General features: G+C 63.7%; 14 protein-coding genes and 1 tRNA gene. 13 read left to right on the top strand and 2 right to left on the bottom strand.

Annotated elements, in window-relative coordinates; all coding sequences use genetic code 11:
- Positions 1–37: 37 nt before the first annotated feature.
- From mtnA to pheA, 4 genes are all read left to right on the top strand, one after another.
- Complete coding sequence (mtnA, locus tag V6W80_RS16335) at positions 38–1111, top strand: S-methyl-5-thioribose-1-phosphate isomerase (RefSeq protein WP_184286360.1); 1074 nt, start codon at positions 38–40, stop codon at positions 1109–1111.
- A gap of 233 nt (positions 1112–1344) precedes the next feature.
- Positions 1345–4185, top strand: a complete 2841-nt coding sequence (gyrA, locus tag V6W80_RS16330) for a DNA gyrase subunit A (protein ID WP_184286363.1) — start codon at positions 1345–1347, stop codon at positions 4183–4185.
- Positions 4182–5267 carry a 3-phosphoserine/phosphohydroxythreonine transaminase gene (gene serC, locus V6W80_RS16325; RefSeq protein ID WP_338544819.1) on the top strand — a complete coding sequence of 362 codons (1086 nt, stop codon included), beginning with the start codon at positions 4182–4184 and terminating at the stop codon, positions 5265–5267. The genes gyrA and serC overlap by 4 nt, the downstream gene beginning before the upstream one ends.
- Positions 5268–5269: 2 nt before the next feature.
- Positions 5270–6364 (top strand): prephenate dehydratase, encoded by a 1095-nt coding sequence (gene pheA, locus V6W80_RS16320; RefSeq protein WP_017641992.1) that lies wholly within the window; start codon positions 5270–5272, stop codon positions 6362–6364.
- Between the two features lie 189 nt (positions 6365–6553).
- Here pheA and V6W80_RS16315 read toward each other — a convergent pair whose 3' ends face one another.
- Positions 6554–7030: a DUF4124 domain-containing protein gene (locus V6W80_RS16315; RefSeq protein ID WP_338544818.1), complete on the bottom strand. Its 477-nt coding sequence runs from the start codon at positions 7028–7030 to the stop codon at positions 6554–6556.
- A 288-nt stretch (positions 7031–7318) separates the two neighbouring features.
- Between V6W80_RS16315 and mgtE the strand changes: the two genes are divergently transcribed.
- Positions 7319–8764 carry a magnesium transporter gene (gene mgtE, locus V6W80_RS16310; RefSeq protein WP_017641994.1) on the top strand — a complete coding sequence of 482 codons (1446 nt, stop codon included), beginning with the start codon at positions 7319–7321 and terminating at the stop codon, positions 8762–8764.
- Positions 8765–8815: 51 nt separating this feature from the next.
- Here mgtE and V6W80_RS16305 read toward each other — a convergent pair whose 3' ends face one another.
- Complete coding sequence (locus V6W80_RS16305; protein WP_007160462.1) at positions 8816–9130, bottom strand: Arc family DNA-binding protein; 315 nt, start codon at positions 9128–9130, stop codon at positions 8816–8818.
- 260 nt (positions 9131–9390) lie between these two features.
- Here V6W80_RS16305 and V6W80_RS16300 point away from each other — a divergent pair.
- The 8 genes from V6W80_RS16300 (at position 9391) to V6W80_RS16265 (ending at position 16301) form a co-directional block, all read left to right on the top strand.
- Positions 9391–9467, top strand: a tRNA-Arg gene (locus tag V6W80_RS16300).
- A 245-nt stretch (positions 9468–9712) separates the two neighbouring features.
- Positions 9713–10735 carry a glycosyltransferase gene (locus tag V6W80_RS16295; RefSeq protein WP_026083951.1) on the top strand — a complete coding sequence of 341 codons (1023 nt, stop codon included), beginning with the start codon at positions 9713–9715 and terminating at the stop codon, positions 10733–10735.
- Between the two features lie 47 nt (positions 10736–10782).
- Complete coding sequence (locus V6W80_RS16290) at positions 10783–11847, top strand: FAD-dependent oxidoreductase (protein WP_338544817.1); 1065 nt, start codon at positions 10783–10785, stop codon at positions 11845–11847.
- Positions 11828–13459: a hypothetical protein gene (locus V6W80_RS16285; RefSeq protein WP_338544816.1), complete on the top strand. Its 1632-nt coding sequence runs from the start codon at positions 11828–11830 to the stop codon at positions 13457–13459. The genes V6W80_RS16290 and V6W80_RS16285 overlap by 20 nt, the downstream gene beginning before the upstream one ends.
- 5 nt (positions 13460–13464) lie before the next feature.
- Positions 13465–14253, top strand: a complete 789-nt coding sequence (locus tag V6W80_RS16280; protein WP_037064400.1) for an NAD(P)-dependent oxidoreductase — start codon at positions 13465–13467, stop codon at positions 14251–14253.
- Positions 14253–15086, top strand: coding sequence for a sugar phosphate isomerase/epimerase family protein (locus V6W80_RS16275; protein ID WP_017641999.1), 834 nt, complete (start codon positions 14253–14255; stop codon positions 15084–15086). The genes V6W80_RS16280 and V6W80_RS16275 overlap by 1 nt, the downstream gene beginning before the upstream one ends.
- The gene (locus V6W80_RS16270; protein WP_007160456.1) at positions 15083–15439 is read left to right on the top strand and encodes an SMR family transporter; all 357 of its coding nucleotides are present in this window, start codon (positions 15083–15085) and stop codon (positions 15437–15439) included. The genes V6W80_RS16275 and V6W80_RS16270 overlap by 4 nt, the downstream gene beginning before the upstream one ends.
- Positions 15440–15452: 13 nt before the next feature.
- Complete coding sequence (locus tag V6W80_RS16265) at positions 15453–16301, top strand: glycosyltransferase (RefSeq protein ID WP_184286378.1); 849 nt, start codon at positions 15453–15455, stop codon at positions 16299–16301.
- The last annotated feature ends 39 nt before the right edge of the window (positions 16302–16340 follow it).

Below are 16340 nucleotides of genomic sequence, written 5' to 3'. Positions count from 1 at the left end.
ATACTGGCGGGCTACAGATTCAGGTCGAGGAGAGATCATGCGAGAGCGTCTGCTGGCGGCGGAAAAGATCAAGGCGATCGACTGGCGGGACGGTGCCCTGCACCTGCTCGACCAGCGCCTGTTGCCGCTGCGCGAACACTGGGTCGCCTGTCACAGCGCCGCCGAGGTGGCCCAGGCCATCCGCGACATGCTGGTGCGTGGTGCGCCCGCCATCGGCATCAGCGCCGCCTACGGCGTGGTGCTCGGCGCCCGGCAGCGCGCCGCGGCGGGTGAGGACTGGGAGGAGACCGTCAGCGCCGACTTCGAGCTGCTGGCGGCGTCGCGGCCCACCGCGGTCAACCTGTTCTGGGCGCTCAACCGGATGCGCGAGCGTCTGACGCGCGCGACCGGGGAAGGCGCCCTGGCGGCGCTGGAAGCCGAGGCGGTGGCCATCCACCTGAGCGATCGCGAAGCCAACCTGACCATGGCCCAGCTGGGCGTCGAACTGATCCGCAAGCACGACGCCAGCAAGCAGACCTTCCTCACCCACTGCAATACCGGCGCCCTGGCCACCGGCGGCTTCGGCACCGCTCTGGGCGTGTTGCGCGCGGCGCACCTGGACGGCCTGGTGGAATGCGTCCACGCCGACGAGACTCGCCCCTGGCTGCAGGGCTCGCGCCTGACCGCCTGGGAGCTGGCCGGGGAGGGTATTCCGGTCAGCCTCAACGCCGATGCCGCGGCGGCGCACCTGATGAAGACGCGCAACGTCGCCTGGGTGATCGTCGGCGCCGATCGCATCACCGCCAATGGCGACGTGGCCAACAAGATCGGCACCTACAACCTGGCGGTCATCGCCATGCACCACGGAGTGCGCTTCATGGTGGTGGCGCCCAGTTCGACCATCGACATGAATCTGGCGTCCGGTGACGACATCCCCATCGAGGAACGCGCCGGTCATGAATTGCTCGAAGCCGGCGGCCAGCGCATCGCCGCGGATGTGGACGCCTTCAATCCGGTGTTCGACGTCACCCCGGCCGATCTCATCGACGCCATCGTCACCGAGCGCGGCGTGGTGGAGCGTCCGGACGCCAAGAAGATGGCCGAGTTGATGAATCGCCGACGCCTGCATTGAGGTGATCGCCAGGGGCGGATACCTCCCTGAATGTGTTAGAATTTCGCTCTTTGCACAGGCTTTGTTCGAAAGCCCTCGGCAGGCGGTGATGCAGTGCTGAAAACCGGTCGGGGCGCCTTTTGCGCCGCCGGTGACAGCCGCCGCCAGACGGGCTTCCGCCTCTCCTATATCAGGCTCGGCCGACGTGCGGACGAGCCCTAGCGCTTTTCAGATCAGAAGGAACCAGGCTTCTCATGGGTGAACTGGCCAAAGAAATCCTCCCGGTCAATATCGAAGACGAGTTGCGGCAGTCGTATCTCGACTACGCGATGAGCGTCATCGTTGGCCGGGCCTTGCCGGATGTGCGTGACGGCCTCAAGCCGGTGCACCGGCGCGTGCTCTACGCCATGAGCGAGCTGGGCAACGACTGGAACAAGCCGTACAAGAAATCCGCCCGTGTGGTGGGTGACGTCATCGGTAAGTACCACCCCCACGGCGACACCGCCGTCTACGACACCATCGTGCGGATGGCCCAGCCCTTCTCGCTGCGCTACATGCTGGTGGACGGCCAGGGCAACTTCGGTTCGGTGGACGGCGACAACGCCGCGGCCATGCGTTACACCGAAGTGCGGATGTCCAAGCTCGCCCACGAACTCTTGGCCGACCTGGACAAGGAAACCGTCGACTGGGTGCCCAACTACGACGGCACCGAGCAGATCCCGGCGGTGATGCCCACGCGCATCCCCAACCTGCTGGTCAACGGTTCCAGCGGCATCGCGGTCGGCATGGCCACCAACATTCCGCCGCACAACCTCGGCGAAGTGATCGATGGCTGCCTGGCGCTGATCGAAAACAGCGAGCTGACCGTCGACGACCTGATGCAGTACATCCCCGGTCCGGACTTCCCGACCGCGGGCATCATCAACGGTCGCGCCGGCATCATCGAGGCCTATCGTACCGGTCGTGGCCGCATCTACGTACGGGCCCGCGCCGAAGTCGAGGACATCGACAAGAGCGCCAATCGCCAGCAGATCGTCATCACCGAGCTGCCCTACCAGCTCAACAAGGCACGGCTGATCGAGAAGATCGCCGAGCTGGTGAAAGAGAAGAAGATCGAAGGCATCACCGAGCTGCGCGACGAGTCCGACAAGGATGGCATGCGCGTGGTCATTGAGCTGCGCCGTGGCGAAACCCCCGAGGTCGTGCTCAACAACCTCTACGCCCAGACCCAGCTGCAGACGGTGTTCGGCATCAACGTGGTGGCCCTGCTCGACGGCCAGCCGCGCACCCTGAACCTCAAGGAACTGCTGGAAGCCTTCATTCGCCACCGTCGCGAAGTCGTCACCCGACGGACCGTCTACGAACTGCGCAAGGCGCGCGAGCGTGGCCACATCCTCGAAGGCCAGGCGGTCGCCCTGTCCAACATCGATCCGGTCATCGAGCTGATCAAGAGCTCGCCGACCCCGGCCGAAGCCAAGGAACGCCTGATCGCCACGCCTTGGGAATCCAGCGCGGTACGCGAGATGGTCGAGCGCGCCGGCGCCGATTCCTGCCGTCCGGACGAACTGCCCGAGCAGTATGGTCTGCACGAGGGCAAATACCACCTCTCGCCGGAACAGGCCCAGGCCATTCTGGATCTGCGTCTGCACCGCCTGACCGGTCTGGAGCACGAGAAGCTCATCGCCGAGTACCAGGAGATCCTGCTGCAGATCGGCGAGCTGATCCGCATCCTGACCAACCCCGAGCGGCTGATGGAAGTCATCCGCGAGGAGCTGGAAAAGGTCAAGGCCGAGTTCGGCGACAAGCGTCGCACCGAGATCATCGCCTCCCAGGTGGACCTGACCATCGCCGACCTCATCACCGAGGAAGACCGCGTCGTCACCATCTCCCACGGCGGCTATGCCAAGTCCCAGCCGCTGCACGCCTACCAGGCCCAGCGCCGGGGCGGTCGCGGTCGCTCGGCCTCGGCGGTCAAGGAAGAGGACTACATCGAACACCTGCTGGTCGCCAACAGCCATACCACCCTGTTGCTGTTCTCCAGCCTGGGCAAGGTCTACTGGAAGCGTACCTACGAGATCCCCGAGGCCTCCCGCGCCGCCCGTGGCCGGCCGCTGGTCAACCTGCTGCCGCTGGCCGAAGGCGAGCGCATCACTGCCATGCTGCCGGTCGATCTGGAAGCCGTGCGCCAGCAGGCGCCCATCGGTGAAGAGGACCTGGGCGAGCAGGACGACAACCTGGACATCGAAGACGCCGTGCTGGTGGAAGACGAGGTCGAGGTCGAGGTCGAAGGCGAAGAGGGCGAGCTCCTCGACGCCGAGCAGGACGAGCCCACCGGTGCCTACATCTTCATGGCCACCCGCAACGGCACCGTGAAGAAGACCCCGCTGGTGCAGTTCAGCCGTCCGCGCAGCAACGGCCTGATCGCGCTGAAGCTAGAGGAGGGCGACAGCCTGATCGCTGCCGCCATCACCGACGGTGCCCGCGAAGTCATGCTGTTCTCCGACGGTGGCAAGGTCATCCGCTTCAAGGAGCGCCATGTGCGCACCATGGGCCGTACCGCCCGCGGCGTGCGCGGCATGCGTCTGGCCGAGAACCAGCGGTTGATTTCCATGCTGATCCCCGAACCGGGCGCCGAGATCCTGACCGCCAGCCTCAATGGCTTCGGCAAGCGCACCGCCATGGCCGAATACCCGCAGCGTGGTCGCGGTGGCCAGGGCGTGATCGCCATGGTCATCAACGAACGCAACGGTCCCCTGATCGGTGCCATCCAGGTACTGGACGGCGAAGAGATCATGCTGATCTCCGACCAGGGCACCCTGGTGCGTACCCCGGTCGAGGGCATCTCCCGTACCGGCCGTAACACCCAGGGCGTGACCCTGATCAAGCTCGGCAAGGGCGAGAAACTGGTGGGCCTGGAGCGGGTGCAGGAGCCTTCGGTGGACGAAGAGCTGCTGGACCACGAAGCCGAGCTAGACGACGAACTGCTCGACAAGGAATTGCCGGTCGACAGCCACGAGCCGGACCAGGACGATGTGCTGCCCGGTGCCAGCGACGTGCCGAGCGATGACCTGCCCAACGAGGATGACGAGCGATGAGCAAGCGTGCTTACAACTTCTGCGCCGGCCCGGCGGCCCTGCCCGAAGCTGTGCTGCGCCAGGCCCAGGCCGATCTGCTGGATTGGCAGGGCCGTGGCCTGTCGGTAATGGAGATGAGCCACCGCGGTGAAGACTTCACCGCCATTTCGAGCCAAGCCGAGGCCGATCTGCGCGAGTTGCTGGCCATCCCCAGCAACTACAGGGTGCTGTTCCTGCAGGGTGGCGCCAGCCTGCAGTTCGCCCAGCTGGCGATGAACCTGCTGCCCGAGGGCGGCAGCGCCGACTACATCGACACCGGCATCTGGTCGCGCAAGGCCATCGAGCAGGCGCGGCACTATGGCACCGTCAACGTCGCCGCCAGTTCCAAGGGCTACGACTACTTCGCCATTCCGGCGCAGAGCGAATGGCAGCTGTCCAAGGACGCCGCCTACGTCCACTACACCCCCAACGAAACCATCGGCGGCCTGGAGTTCGACTGGATTCCGGACGTGGGTGACGTGCCCCTGGTGGCGGATGCCTCTTCCGACATCCTCTCGCGCCCGCTGGACGTCTCGCGTTTCGGGCTGATCTACGCCGGCGCCCAGAAGAACATCGGGCCTAGCGGCCTGGTGGTGGTGATCGTCCGCGAAGACCTGCTGGGTCGCGCCCGCGCCGCCTGCCCGACGCTGCTGGACTACAAGGTCGAGGCCGACAACGGCTCCATGTACAACACCCCGGCCACCTTCTCCTGGTACCTGTCGGGGCTGGTGTTCAAGTGGCTCAAGGAGCAGGGCGGCCTGCCCGCCATGGAGCGCCTGAATCGCCAGAAGAAGGAGCTGCTGTACGGCTTCATCGACGCCAGCGACTTCTACAGCAACCCCATCGCCAAGAATGACCGTTCCTGGATGAACGTGCCCTTCCGCCTGGCCGACGAGCGCCTGGACAAGGCCTTCCTGGCAGGCGCCGAGGAACGTGGCCTGCTGTATCTGCAGGGCCACCGTTCGGTGGGCGGTATGCGCGCCTCCATCTACAACGCCGTCACCCTGGAAGCCGTCCAGGCGCTGGTGACCTATCTGGCCGAATTCGAGAAGGAGCACGGCTGATCATGTCGGAACACGAGCTCAAGGCTCTGCGCCTGCGAATCGACAGTCTGGACGAACGCATCCAGGAGCTGATCAGCGAACGTGCCCGCTGCGCCCAGGACGTGGCACGGGTCAAGATGGGGACGCTGGCGGAGGGCGAAAAGCCCGTGTTCTACCGACCCGAGCGCGAGGCCCAGGTGCTCAAGCGGGTGATGGAGCGCAACGGCGGTCCGGTCCGCGACGAAGACATGGCGCGGCTATTCCGCGAGATCATGTCCTGCTGCCTGGCCCTGGAAGAGCCGCTGCACGTGGCCTACCTCGGCCCGGAAGGCACCTTCTCCCAGGCCGCGGCGCTCAAGCACTTCGGCAAGGCCGTGGTGACGCGGCCCATGGCGGCCATCGACGAGGTCTTTCGCGAGGTCGCCGCCGGCGCCTCCAACTTCGGCGTGGTGCCGGTGGAGAACTCCACCGAAGGGGCGGTCAACCACACTTTGGACAGCTTCCTCGAGCACAACCTGTCGATCTGCGGCGAGGTGGAGCTGCGCATCCACCACCACCTGTTGATCGGCGAGAACACCAAGGCCGACAGCATCACCCGCATCTATTCCCATGCCCAGTCGCTGGCCCAGTGCCGCAAGTGGCTGGACTCCTACTACCCGAGCGTCGAGCGGGTGGCGGTGGCCAGCAACGCCGAGGCAGCGCGGCGGGTGAAGGGGGAGTGGAACAGCGCGGCCATCGCCGGCGACATGGCGGCCTCGCTCTATGGCCTGACCCCGGTGCAGCAGAAGATCGAGGATCGCCCGGACAACTCCACGCGCTTCCTCATCATCGGCAACCAGGACGTGCCTCCCAGTGGCGATGACAAAACCTCCATCATCGTCTCCATGCAGAACAAGCCGGGTGCCCTGCACGAGTTGCTGCTGCCGTTCCACACCAACAACATCGACCTCAGCCGGATCGAGACGCGGCCTTCGCGCAGCGGCAAGTGGACCTACGTCTTCTTTATCGATTTCCTCGGCCACCAGGCCGATCCGCTGATCCGCGACGTGCTGGAACGCCTGTCCACCGGCGCCGTGGCGCTCAAGGTCCTTGGCTCCTATCCCCGCGCCGTGCTCTGAGAACCTGTCCAAAGTCTGCTGCGCGTCGGCCAGACGGCGTTGAAAATGGCCTGGAGCGCCAGCCCGGTCGGAATGCTCATTTACTACGTGTAAACTGCGCTCCCTCAGCTATTTTCGCGGGGCCGCCTAGGCCTTGTTTGTCTCTAGCTCGCGAGACTTTGAACAGGCTCTAATTAGGATCTACGTGCGTCAGCGTCGACGCACGCAGCCGTGCTCGTCGAAGGTCACCAGGCGCGAGCGTTCCTTGCGCTGGCGTCCGTCGTAGTGATAGCGGGTCAGGGTATCCAGCTGGGAAATCCGCCGCGGTTGTCCTAGGGCGTTCTCCACGTCCGCTCGGCTCATGCCGACCCTGACCTGTCCGCGGATGATCGCCTGCCGCTTCTCGCTGGCGCTGAGCCGATCACCGCACCCATCCGTCTTGGCGGCTACCACGGTTGGCGCACGCGAGACCTCCTTGCGGGGTGCGGCTTTGGGTTTCGCCATCAGGGTGGGCCTGGCGCCACCCGGACGGGGGTTGTCCGCGCGTTGCAGGCTGCTGTCGCTGTCCGAAGCGCAGCCGCTGGCGGAAAAGGTGAGGTGGCCGCTGGCATCTTCGCAGCGATAGACCGTGGCCGAGTGGGCCGGGTCGCAGCCCAGCAACAGGCCGAGCACGAGCAGCTTCTTCATGGGACGTCCTCCTTGACGTAGGCCTCCAGCTTAGCGAAGTAAAGGTCGCTGCACGAGAACCAAAATCGCCGTCTCGATACCCTGCCAAAGCCCTTGCAAATAGCTGTTTTGAAACCCTTTTGCCTTCGCACCGGCAACCGGTCCGGTGTATCATCCCCGCCGTCAGCCCCGCCGGGGCAGTGGTCATCCCCCCTTATGGACTTACCCAGTCAACACTCAATCGCCTTTTTCGTCCCGTTGTTGAGATAGGGTTCGTCGGTGCGCTCCGCCGGCGGGCCGGAGTGCGCTATGACCGTAGTGAAAGAAGCAGACATCAGAAAGCCCCACGAGACGCTGCAGGAGCGGCTCGCCCAGGTCGTCGAGTTGCTGGAGCGCTACGACCTCGCTGTCGAGGCGCGTGAAGACCAGGACCGCGCCCCCGTAGCCCCCGCCGATATTCCCGAAGAAGGACTCGAAGAGCTGCGTGCCCGCCTGGACGAGCTGCACCCGGCCGACGTCGCCTTCATTCTCGAAGCCCTGCCGCAAGAAGATCGTCTGACCGTCTGGGGACTGGTCAAGACCGAGCGTGATGGCGAGATCCTGCTGGAAGTCTCAGACGCCGTCCGCGAGACGTTGATCGCCGACATGGACGATCAGGAAATCCTCGCGGTGGCCGGCCAGCTCGACGCCGACGAACTCGCCGATCTGGCCGCGGACCTGCCGCGCGATGTCGTCCATGAGCTCATGGACGCCCTGGACGCCCAGCAGCGCGAGCGGGTGCGCTCCGCGCTGTCCTACGAAGAGGATCAGGTCGGTGCCCTGATGGACTTCGAGATGGTCACCATCCGCGACGACGTCGCTCTGGAAGTGGTGCTGCGCTACCTGCGCCGGCTCAAGGAGCTGCCCGACCACACCGACAAGCTGTTCGTGGTCGATAACGACAGCATCCTCAAGGGTGTGCTGCCGATCAAGCGATTGCTGGTCAACGATCCGGACAAGCTGGTGGTCGAGGTCATGGCCAAGGAGGCGGTGGCCTTCCATCCGGATGGCGACGCCTATGACGCGGCCCAGGCCTTCGAACGTTATGACCTGGTCTCGGCCCCGGTAGTGGACAAGAACGGCAAGCTGATCGGTCGTCTCACCATCGACGAGATGGTCGACCTGATCCGCGAGGAAAGCGAAAGCGAAGTCCTCAATATGGCCGGTCTGCGCGAAGACGAAGACGTCTTCGCCTCGGTGTGGAAATCGGTGGGCAATCGCTGGACCTGGCTGGCCACCAACCTCATCACCGCCTTCATCGCTTCGCGCGTCATCGGGCTCTTCGAGGGTTCGATCGAGAAGCTGGTGGCCCTTGCCGCGCTCATGCCCATCGTGGCCGGTATCGGCGGCAACTCGGGCAATCAGGCCATCACCATGATCGTCCGCGCCATGGCGCTGGGGCAGATCAGCGTCACCAGCACCACGCGGCTGCTGCGCAAGGAAATGGGCGTCGCCCTGTGCAATGGGGTCATCTGGGGTGGGGTGATAGGGCTGGTGGCCTTCTATCTCTACAGCAGCTGGTCACTGGGCCTGGTGATGATGGGCGCCATGACTCTCAATCTGCTGTTGGCGGCCTTCATGGGGGTGCTGATTCCCATGACCCTGCAGCGCTTCGGTCGCGACCCGGCCATGGGCTCGAGCGTACTGATCACCGCCGTGACCGACAGCGGCGGCTTCTTCATCTTCTTGGGACTCGCCACCCTGTTCCTGATGTAGGGCAGGGCGGACCACAACGGGCTGCTTAGGTGCGGGGCAGCCCGGACGCCGTCAGGAGGCGGCGTCGATGTCGTGGGCGATCAGCGAGATCAGGGCATTCTGCTGTCGACCCGAGAGTTGCCGAAAGCGCTGCAGCAGTTCCCGCTCACTGGCGGTGATCTCCGGACTGTCCAGGCGAAGCCCGGGTTCGTCGCCTAGGGCGCCCTCTTGCTGCAAGCTCTGCTCGAGGCGCGCGATGATCTCGGAGTTCATGCTGCGATGATGGTTGCGGGCCACATCCGCGATGCGCTCTCGCATGCCCTCGGGCAGACGCACGACGAATTTGTCAGCGGTACGGCTTGAGTAGGATCTAATGGCCTGGGTCATTGAGGTACTTCATCTGGAGTCAAAAATCAGTGAAGGCGTAAGCCCTCGTCTCGTTCCGCTAGCACTCACGGCACCTTGGACTCTGTAACGACCTGTCCCTAGGCGTCTGTTTTTATTGACGTCAATTTACCGACGTACTGGGCAAATTGCAAAGCTAACGAAGAACTTCCTTCCTCTGCCAGCCTTGCATGCCCGCCTGGTTCAGCCGAGCTGGAACATGACAAACGGTTCGCTGCTCGTTAACATGAGTGCCCTTTCCTGTCCCAGTAGCTCAATTGGATAGAGCATCCCCCTCCTAAGGGGAAGGTTGGTGGTTCGACCCCACTCTGGGACACCAGATTCCTTTCCAGTACCTCTCCTCGCGGCCCGACGCCGTCAAGCACCCTTGCCGAACCGTTACAGCAGTTCGGAGGATAGGGCAAAAACAGCGACCTTGTCCGACTTCCAGGCTCTTCCAGCAGCGATTTGTGGTTGTGATCACAGCGTAGAGCAGCAGAAGAAAACCTGTCGAATTTATCTGTACTCTCCGTTGGCTAACCGTCTGCATTGCATGAATCTGGAGCGCCTCTGGAGGTTTGCGTCATGGCCTTTTATCCCGTCCTACTTTCAGTCGTCTTCGTCGTTCGTAATCAGGCAACCGAGTTGCAAAACGTGCTTGAGCGCGCCGCAACTGTCATCGGTCCCTTGGTAAGTGACTACGAACTTATCATCGTCGACAACGCCTCCTCTGATGACAGCGTAGCTCGATTAAAGCAACTCACCAGTATCAATGGCCTGCCCAATCTGCAGGTATATGCCCTGACCAAGGAAGTGGATTCGGATACCGCCGCCTGGGTGGGACTGGAAAATGCTCTGGGCGACTTCGCAGTCGTCATAGATCCGGAAACCGATGACATCGCCTTCCTGCCCGACATGTTGCAACAGGCAGCCGGTGGGGTAGACGTGGTCTTTGCCAACAATCAGCAGAAAGTTCGGCAGACGCTGTCTTACAGCCTTTGCTCCAATGGCTTCAACAGTCTCTACAAGAGATTCAACGGGGTGGATCTGGCCAAGGACGCGCCCCAATTCCGAATGCTCAGCAAGAAGGTCATCAACTACATCCTGCGCCATCCCGCGCCGGCGTTGACCTACCGGCATCTACCCGCCACCGCAGGGTTCTCGCGCATCAACCTCGAATACAGCATGCCGCCGCGCAGCACCAAGCCCAAGCGGCTGTCCGGCAGTTTCGATCGGGGTGCTCGACTGCTGGTGTCCTCCACCCGCAAGCCCATGCGCATGGTCAGTTTCCTGTCCATCGTGGGGGCCCTGTCCAATCTGCTCTATTCCATCTACGTCATCGCCATCGGCGTGTTCAAGGATGACGTGGCACCCGGTTGGGTGACGATTTCATTACAGCAGTCCGGCATGTTCTTTCTCATTTCGCTGGTCCTGCTGGTGCTTGGCGAATATGTCCTGCAGTTGACCCACAGAGTCAACGAAGGGCCGCTCTATCATGTCGCCCAGGAGTTCACCAGTGCGGTCATGACGCGGCGCGACAAGCTCAATGTCGAAGTGGTGCAGGGCGGTAATGCCGCAAGGCCGGCTACTCAATCCGGCATGGCCTGACGATCATGAGAGATGCGATCGTCATAGGTGGCGGATTCTATGGGGCCATGACGGCCCTGTATCTCATGCGGGTGAGAGGCTTTGCGAAAGTCACGCTGATCGAAAGGGAAGAGGGGCTGTTGAAGCGCGCCTCTTATCATAATCAGGCTCGGGTTCATAACGGCTATCACTATCCCCGCAGTTTCGTCACGGCCTTTCGCAGTCGGGTCAACTTGCCGCGCTTCCTGCGCGACTATCCCGATGTGGTGGTGCGGGACTTCACCAAGTTGTATGCCATCGCCCGCAACAACTCCAAGGTGACGGCCAAACAGTTCGAGCGTTTCTGCCAGGGTATCGAGGCGTCGCTGCAACCGGCGTCCGAGGAATTAAGTCGATTGTTCGACGATCGACTGATCGAGGCGGTTTATCTCACCGAGGAATATGCCTTCAACTCCGCCGTTCTCGCCGCTGAAGTCAGTCGCGAACTGGATACCGTCGGCGTCGAGTTGCGCTTCAAGAGTCGCGTGACGGCGATCCGCGGTGAAACCGGTGGCCTCGGGGTCGACGTGGTGGATGAAGCCGGCGGGCAGGAGGAGATGCATTGCCGCTATCTCTTCAACTGCACCTACAGCGGTCTCAACCAGTACGGCGGTGATTTCCCCGGTACCACCACGCGTCTGCGTCACGAGATCACCGAGATGGCCCTGGTGGAGATGCCTCCGGAGCTGCGCAATCTCGGCGTGACGGTCATGGATGGTCCGTTCTTTTCCATGATGCCCTTCCCGGCGCGCGGTCTGCACACCCTGTCCCATGTGCGCTACACCCCGCACCTCAACTGGGAAGACGCCAATGGCACCGATCCCTATGCGCTGCTCGACGACTACGACCGTGCCTCGCGGGCGGACTGGATGGTGCGGGACGTGGCCCGCTACATGTCGGCGGCGGCACGGGTGGAATACCGGGATTCGCTGTTCGAGGTGAAGACCATCCTGATGAAGAACGAAGGGGACGACGGCCGTCCCATCCTCTTCGAACAACACCCCCAGTTGCCCGGCTGCTATTCGATGCTGGGCGGCAAGATCGACAACATTTTCGATGCCTTGGAGCGCCTCGATGCCGAACCCTTCCACTGAAGCGACACCCAGGGGGGTGTCCGGCGTCGCCGGTTTCATCAGCGTTCTGGCCTTTTCCATCATCAACTTCTTTTTGTTCGGCAAGGGCGTCATTCTCGACCCCTTCCACCAGGGGGAATATTTCGCCACGCTGCCGACGCTGCTGCACAGTCAGCCGGGCGCCCATGCCTTCACCATCCATGGCGGGCTGGATTTCATCCCAGTATGGCTAGCGCAGACCTGGTTCGGCGCCCAGCACACCTTTCTGGTGACCCAGATCCTCTATGGCCTGTGCAACACCAGCGCGGCCTTGCTGCTGTGGGGCACGGCGGTATTGCTGTGCCCCGTGCCCAAGGGCCGCGCGCGCCTGATCCTACTGGTCGCCGTGGGTGCCCTGGCGACCCAGGTGGTGGGCTATCGCGATCTCTTCCTGCTGTTGTCGCTGTTCCTGTTCTGTCTGCATCGCAAGGTGGAGACCACGCCGCGACGCCTGGTGTGCGAGGTGTCGCTGGGGCTGGCGGCGGGCTTCAATCTGTTCTGGTCCTATGACCGCGGCATCGCCGGGGTGCTGGCCATCGGCTCGGCGGTAGTACTCGCCTTATTGCTGCAACGACGGCATCTGCTATCGATCCTGAGTTTCGCGGCGACCATTGCCTGGCTTGGCTTTGGTACCGATTTCTTCGCCCTGACCGACTACGTCAAGAACCTGACCTTCCTGCTGGAAACCTCTTCCCAGTGGGGCTATGGCCTGAGCGCCCGTCCTCTGGCGCTGAGCTTGCTCCTGGTAGTGCCCACGGCCCTGGCAGGTTTCGCCCTGATCCGCTGCCTGCCCTGGCCGTGGCGTTGGAGCGAAGACCTGCCGCTGATTGGCGCTCTGGCGGTGCTGCTCGCGATCTTCTTCAAGATCGGGGTCAATCGCGCGGACTTTCAGCATATCCAGATGGGTTTCTGGGTGCCCTTGCTGAGCCTGCTCTATGCCGCCCGCCGGCAGCGCCTCGCGCGCAATGGCGGCTGGGATCTCTCGGCCCATCCACGGGCGGCAGCAGTCGCCATTGTGGCTGCCGTGCTGCTCGGGCTGGTCGGGCTTAATCCCTCACCGTTCTTCGCGGTGTTGCTGGCGGGTGCCCTGCTGGCCTTCAGCCGGCGGCTGCTGGTGCCGGCATTGGCGGCGCTGCTGGTGCTGCTCGCTGCCTTCAATCTGTACAAGTCGCCGGTGGAGCGGGTGTGGGCCCAGGGGCTCGCCTGGGTGCCAGCGCTGACCGCCTTGCCGGATGACGCGGCGCTGGCCACACCCGGGGTGCAATGGGCCTCGCGCCGTCTACAGGAAAGTGGCGCCCAGTGCGTGTTCGACCTGGCCAACAACGGGGTCATCAACGGGGTGACCGACCTGCCGGCCTGCACCAAGTACATCTATCCGGTCTATGCCACGCCGCCCTACGAAGCGGACCTGCTCAGCGATCTGCAGCACGCCGATCCGCCGGCGGTGGTGTATTCGACGACCTTCTGGTCGTTCAACCTGAACAACATTTCCATGCACGACAAGTTTCCACGACTCAAGGCCTACCTGGACGCGCGATATCCCGTCGAGGAGTGCCAAGTGGACTATTGCCTGAGATTCAAGACCAAGGGGTGAGCAACATGAAGACCGACGCATTGATAGGGTACAGCGGCTTCGTAGGGTCGACGCTGCTCAAGCAGAAGGCCTTCGGCGCGCTGTTTCGCTCCACCAATATCGACCAGATCGGCGACCAGCCCTATGGCCAGGTCATCTGCGCCGGTGCCCCCGCGCAGAAATGGATCGCCAACCGCGATCCTGAGGCCGATCGCCAGAAGATCGATGGCCTGATCGATCATCTCTCGCGGATCCAGTGCGATTCCTTCGTGCTGATCAGCACCGTGGATGTCTTCAAGCAGCCACTCGGCGTGGATGAAACCACCGCGGTGGACGAAGAGGGGCTGCACGCCTATGGCGCCAATCGCTATCGACTGGAACAGTTCGTCCGTGAGCATTTCGCCAAGGCGCTGATCGTTCGCCTGCCGGGCCTGGTCGGGCCGGGGCTGCGCAAGAACGTGATCTACGACCTGCTCAACGACAACAACCTGCACGCGGTGGAAAGCCGCGGCGTCTTCCAGTTCTATCCGATGGTCAACCTGGGCTATGACATCCAGACCGCCCAGGCGGCCGGGCTGGAGCTGGTGCACCTGACGGCCGCGCCCATCAGCGTGGCGGACATCGCCCGTCAGGGCTTTGGACGCGAATTCGGCAACACCCTGGACGGTACGCCCGCGCGCTACGATTTCCGCAGCGTGCATGCCGAGGTCTTTGGCGGCCGTGATGGCTACCAGTACAGCGCGCGCGACACCCTGCTCGCGGTACGGGCTTACGCCCAGTCGGAACCCCCGGTCATCAAGGCGGAGGGTCAGTGATGCGCATCGCCATTTCCAATATCGCCTGGGACGTGGCCGACGACGCCATGGTCGCCGAGATCCTGCAACAGCATCGAGTGGATGCCATCGACATCGCCCCCGGCAAGTATTTCGCCGATCCCAAGACGGCCACCGCCCAGGAGATCCAGGCAGTGCGGCAGCAGTGGCAGGCCCGGGGTATCGAGATCACCGGCATGCAGGCGCTGCTGTTCGGTACCACGGGACTCAACGTCTTCGGTAGCGACGACATCCAGCGCGCGTTGCTGGCGCAGCTGGAAGGCGTCTGCCGGGTGGCCGAGGGCCTGGGGGCGACGCGCCTGGTATTCGGCTCGCCGCGCAATCGCGATCGCGCCGGGCTGAGCGACGAAGAAGCCCTGGTGCAGGCACGCGACTTCTTCCGCCGTCTGGGCGATGTGGCCACGGCCCATGGCGTGCAGATCTGCCTGGAGCCGAATCCGCCGCGCTATGGCGCCAACTTCATGATCGACAGCGATTCCACCGCCGCTGTGGTGCGCGCCGTGGAGCATCCGGCGATCCGCATGCAACTCGACACCGGCGCCCTGACCATCAACGAGGAAGATGCCGCACGGGTGCTCGAAGAGCATGCCGAACTGATCGGCCATGTCCATGCCAGCGAGCCGGATCTGGTGACCCTGGGGGAGGGTGGTACCAACCACGACGGCATCGCCTTCGCCCTGACCCGGCGGCTGCCGGAGCAGGTGGTCAGCATCGAGATGCTGCCGGCCAAGCAGGGCTCCAACCTGGCCGCGCTGGAGCGTGGCGTTCAGGTCGCGGTCAAGGCCTATCGTGAGCTGCCGGAGGCCGCGGCATGAAGTGGCTGATCCTGATCCTGGGCATCGCCTCCAACGCCTCGGCGAGCGTACTGGTGAAGCTGGCCATGCTGCCGCCGCGGCGCTTCCCGAGTCTGAGCGATCCCATGGGCGCCCTGGCCAACTGGCCGTTCTGGCTGGGCCTGTTCATGTATGGCCTGGCCTTTCTGCTATATGCCGCCGCCCTCGCCAAGCTGCCGCTGAACGTGGCGCATCCGGTGCTGACGGCCGGGGCCATCGCCAGCGTCGCGCTGCTGTCGGTGGTGATCTTTCGCGAAGCCTTTCCCTGGACCACGGCGGCGGGCATCGTCCTGATCATCGCCGGCGTCGCCCTCATCACGGCCCGTGTCGGTTGAACCTGGAGGACCTATGACTACTGCAATTCCCGCCACCGAGCGCGCCCTCTGGCAGGTGCCCAGCTATTCGACGACCTTCTGGAACGGTCGCAGCCGTCCGCACTGCGTGGTGATTCCGGTCATCAACGAAGGCGAGCGGATCCTCAACCTCCTGCGGCGCATGGCGGCGGTCAAGATCGCCGACATCGCCGATGTCATCATCGTCGACGGTGGCAGCACCGATGGCTCGCTGGAGCCGCAGCGGCTGCAGGAACTGGGCGTCCGCGGGCTGCTGGTCAAGACCGCGCCGGGCAAGCTCAGCGCCCAGTTGCGCTGCGCCTATGCCTTCGTGCTCGACGAGGGTTATACCGGCATCGTGACCATCGATGGCAACGACAAGGACGATCCGGACGCCATCCCGCGCTTCATCGACGCCATCGAGCAGGGCTACGATTTCGTTCAGGCCTCGCGCTTTCTGGCCGGCGGTGTGGCGGAGAACACGCCCAAGTCCCGCGACTTCGCCATTCGCTTCATCCATGCGCCCATGCTGAGCCTGGCCTCGGGTTTCCACTGGACCGACACCACCCAGGGTTTCCGCGCCTACAGCCGGGCCATGTTGCTGGATCCACGGGTGGCGCCGTTCCGCGACGAGTTCACCACCTACGAGTTGTTGGCCTATCTTTCCTATCGGGTACCGAAATTGGGCTATCGCTGCGTGGAACTCCCCACCGTGCGGCGCTATCCGAAGGGCGAGGTACCCACCAAGATCAGCAGCGTCAGAGGTAATCTGTCGGTGCTGCAGGTACTGATGAAGGCCTGTGCAGGCCACTACAACCCACGCCTGGGCGCGGATGCCCAGCTGGCGGCGCAACGACGAAGCTGATCCCGTCGCGCTTGCCGGGTGCGCAAGAGACGATGGAGT

Origin of the sequence: Pseudomonas benzopyrenica (assembly GCF_036884265.1) — a bacterium.
In the GTDB taxonomy this organism is placed as follows: Bacteria; Pseudomonadota; Gammaproteobacteria; order Pseudomonadales; family Pseudomonadaceae; genus Chryseomonas; species Chryseomonas benzopyrenica.
Note: the sequence above shows the minus strand (reverse complement) of the source record. Positions and strands in the feature narration are given on the sequence as shown.